This is a genomic window from Pseudotabrizicola sp. 4114 (assembly GCF_031457365.1).
Lineage (GTDB): Bacteria > Pseudomonadota > Alphaproteobacteria > Rhodobacterales > Rhodobacteraceae > Pseudotabrizicola.
Map to the genome: position 1 here is coordinate 1 of NZ_JAVDWP010000031.1, position 10,843 is coordinate 10,843.

Annotated in this window: 13 protein-coding genes and 1 pseudogene; 5 read left to right on the plus strand and 9 right to left on the minus strand. The window is 57.1% G+C overall.

Features of this window, described 5'->3' with window-relative positions:
* Positions 1-340: 340 nt before the first annotated feature.
* Positions 341-1,411 carry a replication initiator protein A gene (locus J2X53_RS22085; protein ID WP_349039649.1) on the plus strand — a complete coding sequence of 357 codons (1,071 nt, stop codon included), beginning with the start codon at positions 341-343 and terminating at the stop codon, positions 1,409-1,411.
* 20 nt (positions 1,412-1,431) lie between these two features.
* Here J2X53_RS22085 and J2X53_RS22090 read toward each other — a convergent pair whose 3' ends face one another.
* From J2X53_RS22090 to J2X53_RS22105, 4 genes and pseudogenes are all read right to left on the minus strand, one after another.
* Positions 1,432-1,902 (minus strand): IS5 family transposase, encoded by a 471-nt coding sequence (locus J2X53_RS22090; protein ID WP_349039650.1) that lies wholly within the window; start codon positions 1,900-1,902, stop codon positions 1,432-1,434.
* Positions 1,903-2,018: 116 nt separating this feature from the next.
* Positions 2,019-3,047 carry an IS110 family transposase gene (locus J2X53_RS22095; protein WP_349039651.1) on the minus strand — a complete coding sequence of 343 codons (1,029 nt, stop codon included), beginning with the start codon at positions 3,045-3,047 and terminating at the stop codon, positions 2,019-2,021.
* A gap of 88 nt (positions 3,048-3,135) precedes the next feature.
* A pseudogene (locus tag J2X53_RS22100) lies at positions 3,136-3,590 on the minus strand (IS5 family transposase); the annotation flags it as partial.
* A 363-nt stretch (positions 3,591-3,953) separates the two neighbouring features.
* A complete protein-coding gene (locus tag J2X53_RS22105) occupies positions 3,954-4,682 on the minus strand; it encodes a ParA family protein (protein ID WP_349039652.1) in 729 nt (242 codons plus the stop codon).
* A gap of 181 nt (positions 4,683-4,863) precedes the next feature.
* Here J2X53_RS22105 and J2X53_RS22110 point away from each other — a divergent pair, with 181 nt between their 5' ends.
* Both J2X53_RS22110 and J2X53_RS22115 read left to right on the plus strand, forming a co-directional pair.
* On the plus strand, positions 4,864-5,124 hold the full coding sequence (locus J2X53_RS22110; protein WP_349039653.1) for a CopG family ribbon-helix-helix protein: 261 nt from the start codon (positions 4,864-4,866) through the stop codon (positions 5,122-5,124).
* The gene (locus tag J2X53_RS22115; protein WP_349039654.1) at positions 5,121-5,432 is read left to right on the plus strand and encodes a type II toxin-antitoxin system RelE/ParE family toxin; all 312 of its coding nucleotides are present in this window, start codon (positions 5,121-5,123) and stop codon (positions 5,430-5,432) included. The genes J2X53_RS22110 and J2X53_RS22115 overlap by 4 nt, the downstream gene beginning before the upstream one ends.
* 90 nt (positions 5,433-5,522) lie before the next feature.
* Here the strand turns inward: J2X53_RS22115 and J2X53_RS22120 are convergent, their stop codons facing one another.
* The 3 genes from J2X53_RS22120 to J2X53_RS22130 form a co-directional block, all read right to left on the minus strand.
* Positions 5,523-5,858, minus strand: a complete 336-nt coding sequence (locus tag J2X53_RS22120; RefSeq protein WP_349039655.1) for a hypothetical protein — start codon at positions 5,856-5,858, stop codon at positions 5,523-5,525.
* A gap of 21 nt (positions 5,859-5,879) precedes the next feature.
* On the minus strand, positions 5,880-6,137 hold the full coding sequence (locus J2X53_RS22125) for a ribbon-helix-helix domain-containing protein (protein ID WP_349039656.1): 258 nt from the start codon (positions 6,135-6,137) through the stop codon (positions 5,880-5,882).
* Between the two features lie 240 nt (positions 6,138-6,377).
* Complete coding sequence (locus J2X53_RS22130) at positions 6,378-6,737, minus strand: hypothetical protein (RefSeq protein WP_349039657.1); 360 nt, start codon at positions 6,735-6,737, stop codon at positions 6,378-6,380.
* Between the two features lie 293 nt (positions 6,738-7,030).
* Between J2X53_RS22130 and J2X53_RS22135 the strand changes: the two genes are divergently transcribed.
* Together J2X53_RS22135 and J2X53_RS22140 are read left to right on the plus strand one after the other, a co-directional pair.
* A complete protein-coding gene (locus J2X53_RS22135; protein WP_349039658.1) occupies positions 7,031-7,396 on the plus strand; it encodes a DUF4168 domain-containing protein in 366 nt (121 codons plus the stop codon).
* A 1,010-nt stretch (positions 7,397-8,406) separates the two neighbouring features.
* The gene (locus J2X53_RS22140; protein WP_349039659.1) at positions 8,407-9,345 is read left to right on the plus strand and encodes an alpha/beta fold hydrolase; all 939 of its coding nucleotides are present in this window, start codon (positions 8,407-8,409) and stop codon (positions 9,343-9,345) included.
* Between the two features lie 95 nt (positions 9,346-9,440).
* On the opposite strand, the gene J2X53_RS22145 is transcribed toward J2X53_RS22140, so the two are convergent.
* The gene (locus J2X53_RS22145) at positions 9,441-10,046 is read right to left on the minus strand and encodes an amino acid transporter (RefSeq protein WP_349039660.1); all 606 of its coding nucleotides are present in this window, start codon (positions 10,044-10,046) and stop codon (positions 9,441-9,443) included.
* A 194-nt stretch (positions 10,047-10,240) separates the two neighbouring features.
* Positions 10,241-10,843 (minus strand): SDR family oxidoreductase (locus J2X53_RS22150; RefSeq protein WP_349039661.1); only part of this gene is annotated, 603 nt, incomplete at its 5' end.

Below are 10,843 nucleotides of genomic sequence, written 5' to 3' on the forward strand. Positions count from 1 at the left end.
GTTTGGGGCTGACAACGAGGCTGCTTGCGGGATTTTTGGTGGAGAGTGGCTGAAGGAAAACTCCAGTGGTCGCCTGGCCTGCGTTTTCTATGGGGATTGAATGGCCAAAAAAATCTGACGGTTTTGAGTGTTATATGGTGTTAAAATAGGTGTTACGTTGTGGATAAGTGTGCTTAAGCAACTGATATATATGATTTATTAGAGCTGCCCTGTGTGCAGAGTCACGAAAGAGCGTGTGCAGAGTCACGAAGAAACGTGTGTAAAATCACGAAAGTGCCCTTGCCGTGTGTGAAATCACGAAGGGTCTTGACGGCGTGGGTGAAATCACGAAAGTAGGCGTATGGTGGGTGAAATCACGAACGAAACCAAATCTCCGCTTCTGCCTGATCGTCTCGAACAGGCAGACTTGTTCATTTGTGATATTTTTGATGCCGCTCCCAAAGGGGATATGGCCTCGATGGCACACCCTATTTTTTCGCTTTCGACCAAGCCTGATCATCGTATCCGCAGATACGAAGATGAGTCCGGCAAGAACTTTGTGGAAGTGAAGCCTTCTGCTGAAGGGTTGGCGACCATCCATGACCGCGATGTCCTGATCTACTGTATCAGTCAACTGATGGCCGCGATAAATGACGGCAAAACGCCGTCCAAGACTCTGAGAATGAAGGCGTACGACTTCCTGAAGGCAACAAACCGCGTTACGGATGGCCGTGGCTACGATGCTTTGCGCAGCGCTTTGGTCCGACTTCAGGGCACGCAGATTGAAACGAACATCGTAACCGGAGAAACAGAACAGCTCGACATTTTCAGCATCATAGACCGGGCAAGGATCATACGGCAGACCCGCGACGGGCGTATGCAAGAGATCGAAGTCCAGCTTTCGGATTGGGTATTTAACGCGATCCGGGCCAAGGAAGTCCTTACTTTTCATCGCGACTATTTTCGCCTGCGGAAGCCGATTGAACGCCGCCTGTATGAGCTGGCGCGCAAGCATTGCGGGCAGAAGAAAGAATGGCGGATCACCCTGCCCGTTCTTCAGAGAAAATGCGGATCTTCATCGACGCTGCGGGAGTTTCGGCGCTTGATCCAGAACATTGTAGAGCATGACAAAGAGCATGCACACATCCCAGACTATGGCGTCCAGATGGACGAAGATATGATCACTTTCATCAACCGTGGGACAATGCTGGAAGACCAGCAAACTGCGGGCGTGCCAAGCTTTGCATCCGTTAGGGTCAGTCCAGAGACCTTAGCCGAAGCGCGCCAAACCGCCCCGGGTTGGGACGTATACGTTCTTGAGAGCGAGTGGCGGAGCTGGATGGCTGACGGTGGGCTTGATGCGCCCAAGAATCCCGATAAGGCATTCCTGGGTTTCTGCAAAAAGTGGTTTGAGCGACGGGGACGGCCCTAGGGTCTGGACTCGTTCTTGTTTCATAGCCAGAACATGACGACAGCGGCGAGGGCTACGGCGGAGAGGAAGACCTTCGGGCATCTGTCGTATCGGGTGGCCACACGTCGCCAGTCTTTCAGTCGGCCGAACATGATCTCGATGCGGTTGCGGCGTTTGTAGCGGCGCTTGTCGTGCTTGATTGGATTGCCGCGCGACTTCCGGCCCGGGATGCAGGGCCTTATCCCTTTGTCTTTCAACGCATCTCTGAACCAGTCGGCATCATAGCCGCGATCAGCCAGCAGCCATTCCGCCTTTGGCAGGGACCCGAGCAGGGCAGCAGCGCCAGTGTAGTCGCTTCTGTGGTTGCCGCCCGTAGTGCAAGAAGTTTTCGACCGTGTTAGCGTGTAATCGAGTGCGAACTTCTGTGAGGCCTTCATAATGCGGCGTTTCCAGAAGCCGCGGGCCGGGATGGTGATCAGCAGATTGGGTCCAAATCTGACTTTCGAGCTCATTGCTCGTAGCGACTAACTGGTCTTCCCAATCCAGATCTGTTCGATCATTTTGCCCATTCAGGTCGTCGTCTTCTCACTCTCCCCTCGGCACCGGCACTAGCGGTTCGACATAAGCATTATGCCACGACCACTATCGCCGGATCTCTGTAATCTCTGTTCTTTGTCAGCATCGCCCAGATCTGGCGGGCCATCTTATTGGCCAGTGCGATCGCGACGAGCATCTTGGGTTTGCGCATCAACATACGTGACAGCCAGCTACCCTCCACAATGGTTCGCTGTCCGAGCCAGTTCAGTCGCGACATTGCACCGATGATCAACAGGCGTCGAATATCGGTCTGACCAGCCTTGGTCATGCGACCAAGACGCTCCTTGCCTCCAGAAGAATGTTGCCGAGGCACAAGACCCAACCAGGCCGCAAAGTTGCGTCCAGTCTTGAATTCCGCCATGTCGGGACCGAACGCTTCGACTGCAACGGCCGTCAGCGGTCCAACACCCGGCATCGTCTGTAGCCGACGGGCTCTGTCTGACTCGGCGGCCAGCGTCTTGAGCTTCGTGGTGCGTTCAATGATACGCGCAGTTTTCTCTGCAATCTGCGCGAGTAGATCCAAGCACTCTTCTCGGATCAGCGTGTGCAAGTCGGCAGTCTCATCCTGCACAAGCGCCGTCATACGATTGAGGTGGGACATGCCGACAGGAAACACATAGCCGTGCTCATACAGCAGAGCCCGTAGTGCGTTCACATCGGCGGTCCGCTGATGCACCAGGCGTTCCCGGCCGCGGAAGACCGCCGCGCAAGACTGCTGATCGACTGTTTTGGGTTCCACGAAACGCATCTCAGGCTGGCGTGCCGCGATGACAATCGCCTCAGCATCGGCCGCATCATTTTTCTGCCGCTTCACAAAGGGGCGCACGTATTGTGGTGCGATCAGCTTTACTTCGTGCCCAAGAGCTTCCATCTCACGGGCCCAAAAATGTGCGCTGCCGCACGCCTCGAAAATCACCATGCTGGACTCTTGCTGCGCCATGAACGCGGGGAATTGCTTCCGCGACAGCTTCTTGCGGAACTGGACCTCCCCTGTTGGAAGGGCGCCATGAACTTGGAAAACTGCCTTTGCCAGATCGACCCCGATCATCATATTCTTCATCTCGCCGTCCTCCTCTGCGCGTGGCGTTGAACACCACGACCTTGGCACATTGCGATGCCGTCTAGGGAGGGCGGCAACCACTCCATCTGACCTGACCTGCAGTCATAAAAAGCCGGATCGGCCGTCCCTCAGCATCTGTGACGGCATGCAGCTTGGTGTTCATGCCACCTTTGGTGCGGCCGATCAGACGGCCTCGCTGGTCGCCAGGCCCCCCTTTTTCGACCGCAGGCTGGTCGCCGTGCGGTGCGCCTTCAGATAGGTCGCGTCGATCATCACCGTCTTCGGAACGCCCGCTTCGGAGGCCAGCCCTTCCATCATCCGGGCGAAGATGCCCTTGTCGCCCCACCGCTTCCAGCGGTTGTAGAGCGTCTTGGGTGGCCCATACTCCTTGGGCGCATCGCACCACCGCAAACCGTTGCGATTGATGAAGATTATGCCGCTCAGGACACGCCGGTCATCGACGCGCGGCTTGCCATGGCTCTTGGGAAAGAACGGCTCCAGACGCGTCATCTGTGCGTCCGTCAGCCAGAAAAGGTTGCTCATCGGTCAGTCTCCTTGCGGAGCCTGAATCATGCCGACAGATCAAGTTCAATGGGTCCTGACCCTAGCGTCCCCTGCCCTGCAAGAGAAGGTCCAGTCCTTCCCAGAGAGTGACATTCTGTTCGGTGCAGAATGCCCTAAACTGGTCAATTACGCGCTTCGGCCCTGGGATCGAAACCTTATCCTGCGCTTCGGTGCGCTTTGGTCCAGGCCTGCGTTTAGCGACAGTAGCTTCGCGGCTCACAAAGCCAAGCGTTGTGCCTGCTTCCACGGCGTCCTTCAGCGCTCCTTGGTCGAGCGCAATCCGGGGCTTGGGGGTGTCCGTTTTAGGAAGCTCGATGCCGCCTCCAAATCCATATTTTCCACTCATGCCGCCCTCGTCTTCATAAGGGTATCAATCACTGCCTGCGCATAATCGCGGGCGTTTTCGATAGCAGACGCGACCTGCTTTTGCGCTTTATCCGTCGCTGATGCCGTTTTCCCCTTCATTTCCTCGGCCACCAAATCCGGCAGTTCCGCAAGCAGCACGCTGTCCCGGAATATCCGGGTGTAGGGCGCACGGCGCGCAATACGAACGGGCAAGGTGTTAATGTTATTTGACTCCATTTCCTGCCGTACGTCTCTTTCGTCGGTCGTCAGGAAGGCAGCATTCGTGCGCGCAAAGAGCAGGGTGTAGGCGATTGGGCTTCTGATCATCCGGGATGTTGTTTCTACAAGGCGCACAGCCTGAGCCGCCTGCCGCGCCTCCATCGGTGAGCCGTCCATCGGGATGATGCACAGATCTGTACGAGATAAGGCAAATGTGACGATCTGATCTTTTGATCCCTCAAGGTCAATGATGAGGTAATCGGCCTCTGCTTCCATGCCGTCAATCAAGGCCACGGTATCCTCGGCCTGTGGGCGGGTATGAACGGCAAAAGGTACGTTCCTGCCCGCCTCTACACGCCCCTTTGCCCACGCAAGTATGTTGGCATTCGGGTCCAGGTCGAGAATGGAAACGCGGCCGCCCGAAAGGGCGATCTGCTCGGCAAGCAACATGGCGGATGTGGTTTTGCCCGATCCGCCTTTCGGGTTTGCGAAGGTAATTACAAACATAGGTCGTGTCTGCGTTGTTTTGTCTATAAAGTCAACATTAACATTATCATCAGATATAACTATATAGTTAACTTTAACTTTAAGGTTAAAGAGCGACGTTCATGAAAGCTATCCCGCGCAGTCGCATTGCTTTCGTACTGAAGTGTGCTTATATGTGCACATTCAGGTACAGGAGGCTTCTATGTCGGTCAGCACCACTATGACAATTCGCATCAGCTCTGAGGTGAAGGACAAGCTGGGGCGCCTCGCGCAGGACACACGGCGCAGCAGGTCCTTTCTCGCAAGTGAAGCTGTGGAAGCCTATGTTTCCCGTGAACTGGATATTATCGACGGAATCCAGCGCGGCCTTGCAGATCTCGCCGCTGGGCGCGTTGTTTCGCATGACGCGGCGACGGAAGAACTCCGGATGGCAATTGATGCCACTCGAGGCGGGAAAGCGTGAAGCGCAGCGTAATCTGGTCTAGGGACGCTCTGGACGATCTTAAGGCGCAAGTATCTTACATCGCAGCAGAAAATCCGACCGCAGCGCAGCGCGTGGCGGACGTGATCAGCAATGCAGCGGCAGCGCTTTCGGAAGTTCCGACCGGCAGGCCTGGCCGTGTTACTGGCACATATGAAAAGTCGGTGACGCGATTACCGTACATCATCGCCTATGCGATCACAGCCAGTGTAACTGGCGAAGCCATAGCAATCGTTCGGGTGATCCACACAGCACGGGACTGGCCCGCTGGGCGGTGGCCAGAGACATGAGCTCGCAGTATGTGCGTTAGGTGGCCTCTTCTTCGCGCACCGCGTTCCGACCTTCAGGACAGCCGCTAGGGCAGGCTGTGTAGCAATCATTTAGTGTTCGATCTTAAAGCATGAGCGCAGCTCGCGCGAGAACAGCAAGAGCGCATCGGCGCTTCGCAGCCCTCGTGTGTCCCGAAGGTCGATGATCCAGATGGTGTCCCGGGCGATCGTGTACAGCAAGGAAAACGGTGTCCCCAAGATGTGTTGCTCGCGGACGTCCTCGCGCTCCTCGAAGCGCTCTCCGGCAAGGGGGAACTCGCTGAGGGTCTGTTCGGCAACGCGAAGCGCTGCAGTCGCCTTGCGGAAATCAAGTTGCGGGTTTCGGCGGTAGTAGCTGCGAAACCAACGGGCTCCGGCTTCAACGGTGAGAAGGTACTGGATTCTCATACTGGCTGCTTCGGAGCAGGCTCAGGTGCGCGGGAAGGCAGCGTCTTCGTCGCCCTCCAGCCACGAATGAAACTCCTGCGAAGACAGGGCAGGGGCTCCCATTTCCACCAGCTTCAGCCCGGTCTCGATGAGCTCACGGGTGGCGCGGCGCTCTTCCACCAGATTGCGGATAGCTTGACCAGCAATGAAACCTGCCGAACGCCGTTCATAACGGGCGATCTGCTCGAGCTCGGCCTTCAGGTCCTGGTCGATGCGTGCGGTGAAGGGTGTGGTTGGCATGGTTCTCATGGGGGAGAGATGAAGTAAATACGTTGTCTTACAGTGTATACAGGCGGGGCGGGAAGTCAAACGTTCAGGGAAAGTGTCGGGGAAACGGAAATGATTGCGACGCCGGTCATAGCCGAGGTGGCCCGCCTGATGCGGCCGCATTTTTGGCGCTGACAGAAAGACCGGGCCTGCGCAAAGTTGGCTGATGTCTATGAATCCACCACCCGGAGCGCAACATGGCGCGAGTTGCACCTACTTCAGCGTCGCATCAAAGGTAATCACAACCGGCTCATCTCCATTGATCACGCCGGCCGCGATTTTTGCGTTCAGAATGTCTTCGCCTGAAAATTCAATCGCTGCCTCGTCAAACTCGCTTTGCTGCGGCCGCACACTGTATTGGCTCTCTTCGAGCGCGGCAGACCAGTCTCTGAACAACGTTCTTACATCGGCGTGTGTGCTGAACGAGAACATTCGTATACTTGAACCGATTTCCCGGTTCATGACCACCTCTGCGTCATCGGGCAGGATGATCGCTTCAGGCACCCAGCCCTGTATTTCATCGGCATAGACGACTACGGCCGCAAAAAGCGACAAAGCAAGTCCTAGTATCATGTCCTTAAGATGACGGCCCCTTCGATGAAAGGGCAGGCCACAGGCGGCGGTGTGCGGGGCCGTGACGTCAATGGCGTCGATTTGGCAAGATGCAAAAGTCACAAGTGCAAAGTACCTCAGCCTCCGGATTGTTCAACACGACTTCACGAACTGCCGCAGGCGGCGGCGAATTTTAGCCTCTCTCGGTTCGGCCACCAGATTCCGCGTCGGCAGGTATCCGCAACCCCGGTTTGCGCTCAAGGGACAAGCTATTAGGTTGAGCCCGGAGTACGAAACTTGAAGAAAGGTTTGAAATGACCAACGCGAAGTTACTTGCCACCGCAGTCACAGCCGCGATGATCGCGGCCACGTCGATCGCTGTGGCTCCCGCCACGGCACAACAGACGATAGCCCCAGCGACGGTGTCAGATCTCGAGCTCGACGCTTTTGTCGTTGCCTACAAGGAGGTCACCGCCATCGAACAGGGCTATGGCACCCGCCTTCAGGACGCCAGTGGCGACGCTGAAAAACAGGCTATTATAGGCGAAGCGCAGGTTGAAATGGCCCAGGCCGTCGAAGACGCCCCCAATATCGGCGTTGATCGCTACATTGAAATTCTGCAACTCGCTCAAACGGATCCAGAGTTACAGGCCCAGTTGACTACCAGGCTCCAAGACTAACCTCCTCCAGCTTGATGTCATGCCCCCGCAGGGCTTGGCCCTGCGGGGGGTGTATATCAGGATGGTCCGCAGACCGGTTTCTGCAGGAAGCGATGCCAGTTCCCCTGCCTGTGGTAATATGAATTTTGCTGCCGGTCGTGATGCCTGACGCCCGTGAAGAACGAGTCTGTATATTGAGCAAGAGCCCGGTCCGCCGATTAAGGAAACTTCGAGGGCGAGAGGGCTGATTGCGGCTGAATGCACCCATGAAACTACACGACCTCCATGCCGCTGAGCCTAGCAACATGTCCGATAATGCAAGATTATTGAACGTCGGAGAGGGTTGCGGTTGGCGGCGGAATGTACGCCTTCGACCGTCGTCAAGCGCCGCGATGAAATATGCGGGACGATGCGGTCAGTCGAATAGAGCGGCTTTGGGATAGGGCAAAGCCAAGGGCGGCATATCAGTTGCATCGAAGTAGCCCAGTTCAACGGTTTCTTTGTCCGTCGGCGGTTCCGCCGGAAACTGAACGTCACAACGGTACAGGAGTACAGTGTACTCAACTTGGTCCCCATTTGGGTATGTGTGCCTGAAAGCCTCTCCTCCAAACGCGCCAGTTAGAGATACGGCTAGTAACTTAAAGCCCGTTTCTTCAAAGACTTCGCGCCTTAGAGCCTGTTCGGGCGGCTCCCCCGGTCGATTGCGCCAGCTGGCAGGCTCCAACCCTCGGTTCCGGCTTTTCGCTGAAGCAGAAGACGGTCCTGCTCGTCACGAATTACCGCCGCGACTGATGGTACCATCAGTAGATCATGGCCAATTTTCCGGCGCAAATGAAGGATGTACGAAGGCGTTGCCATGTCCCGTTGATACCCGGTTCTTTTGAGTCGGGCGATTGTTGATTGGGCTTTGAGCGCCGATCTGGCCGCCCGCTCTGTGCCAAGGCTGGAGCGAGCAGTTATGCGGGTCGGAGCGGACATTGCCGGATATAGCCAAATTGCTTACAGGTATCCGCAGTCTACCGGAGGGTTTCATGCGCTCACTCTTCCTTCTTCCGCTGTTATTCCCTGTACTGACAATGGCTGAACCGGTCCACATTCCAGGGCCGCAGGGACCACTTGAGGCGGAAATGATCGCCGTCGAAGGGGCTTCAGATGCCGTCATCATCATTCCTGGATCGGGTCCGATAGACCGGGATGGAAACGCGCCACCGATGGGTCTCTCGACGGATGCCTACAGAATGCTGGGCGAAGGCTTGGCCGAACAGGGGATCGCATCGTTGCGCATTGACAAGAGGGGCTTTTACGGAAGTGCCGGGGCGATATCCGATCCCGACGATGTAACTATCGAGGCTTATGCTCAGGATGCCCGCAACTGGGTAGCCTATACTTCCCGCCTCGCACCTTGCGTCTGGCTTGCGGGGCACTCCGAAGGCGGACTTGTGGCCCTTATGGCCGCGCAAGGCGCGCCAGAAGACCTTTGCGGCTTAATCCTTTTGGCGGCATCGGGACGCCCTATAGGACAGCTTATGATCGAGCAGTTCGAGGCCAATCCAGCCAATGAGCCCCTGATGCCAGAACTCAGGGACCTCGTGGCCGGTCTCGAAGCGGGCAAGAGCCGCAACCCGGTCTCCGTGACGCCGGTTCTTCAACCGCTCTTCTCCGCAGGACTTCAGCGCTACATGATCGACCTATTCTCCCATGACCCAGTGAAGATTGCCAAGGAATGGGGGGGGCCCGCGCTGATCGTACAGGGAAATGAAGACATGCAGGTTCGCCCTCACGATGCTGATCTGCTCGAAGCCGCCCTGCCGGATGCTCACCGCCTGAACCTTGCCGGGGGAACGCACATGCTGAAAACGTCGGTCGCAGGAAATCCATATTCTACATATGTGGATTCCGCCCTGCCCTTGCATGAGGCGCTTGTGCCCGGCATCGCGAGATTTATTGAAGAGACCACGACAGCCGAATGACGGCTAAGGGCTCTGTGCGTCGATCTGGCCGCTCCACCCGCCCGTGCCGCTGGACGGAGCCAGATGACGGCCGTTATGCGGGACGGAGCTGCCGGTCAGCCGGGTTGAAGTGCTTGTATCCAGGTATGCCCCGGATGCAGCACCTCCAGCCAGCGGCATAGGGAGGATTTCTCGCTGGAGTTCAGCCGAGGCAAGGCATTGCGGAAGTCCCCGTGATCTTTCTCGCGGGCGTGCTTAGCTTTGAAGAGCAGAACGATTTGCGGTGCCAGATACCGGATGCCACCGGCTGTTGCACGTATGGCTTTGGCTCGCGGCAGGGTTAAAGATGGATCGCGCTTGTAGATCCACACATCCGGCGATCCCCGATCGACCATCATGTCGACGCGCCAACGCCCTGCGCCAATATCCGCGCCCCACTGCTGCCAGACATCTATGGGCAGTGTTGCGCCCGGGGGAAGATGATCAAACCTGCCATCCTTCACGGTGAAGAACTCCAGATCCGACAGGATGCCGCGATAGTGTTGAGCCTGGCTGGCTGGCACCGAGAACTCCAGGTCTTCATGCGCACGGGTTGGCTCGCCGTGCCAAAGGTCCAGTGCCCAACCGCCTACGACATACCAGGCGGTGTTGGATCCACCCAGACGGGCAAACAGCTCATTCGGGGACCATGGTTCCCAAGCGTCATCCGGGGGTGGCTGCATTGAACCCTTGCTCCTGATCGAACCAGGAATGCCTGATACGCGGACTGTTCCCCCATGTTCAATGGCGGTTTTGGGCTCTTTTCGCGTCGATCTGACCGCTTGGCGCGTCGATGGCGCTGCACCGGGCCAACGGCGGCGGCTATGCGGACCGAACCGGACCCTGGGGGTTTTTCCCCGGTGTCCGGTTTGCCGTTCTACAGTTTGTTTATGGAGTTTCCCCCATCGGCGATCATGGCGCTGCCGGTCACGAAAGAAGCGTGATCGGAAAGCAAGAACAAAGCTGCGTTGGCGATTTCGGACGGCTCTGCCATGCGCTTGAGCGCGTGGAAACCGCGCACGACTTCATGAAAACCCGCGTCATCACCGGCCATGGGCGTCATCGTGCCTCCCGGGAGGAGCGCGTTCACGCGGATGTTTTCTGGCCCATGTTCTGCCGCCAGAACCTGAGTCATGCCGATAAGCCCCGCCTTTGCAGCGGCGTAGGCCCCCATGCCGGGCAAACCGATTGTGTGTCCCACGAACGAGGAGGTGAACACAATCGAACCGCCACCGCGTTTGCGCATCGCGGGAATCTGGAACTTGGCTGCATAGAACCCGCTATTGAGGTTTACCGCCATCACCTTATGCCAATTGCTGTCTGCCATGTCGGGGATTGGTCTCATTTCTCCCGTGACACCAGCATTGTTGAAAGCGCCGTCGAGGCCGCCAAAGCGCGACTCCGCAAGCTTCACCAACTCTTCGGCGTACCCCCCGTCTTCGACGTTCCCCGCGAGGAAAGCCGCCTCGCCACCCTTGGC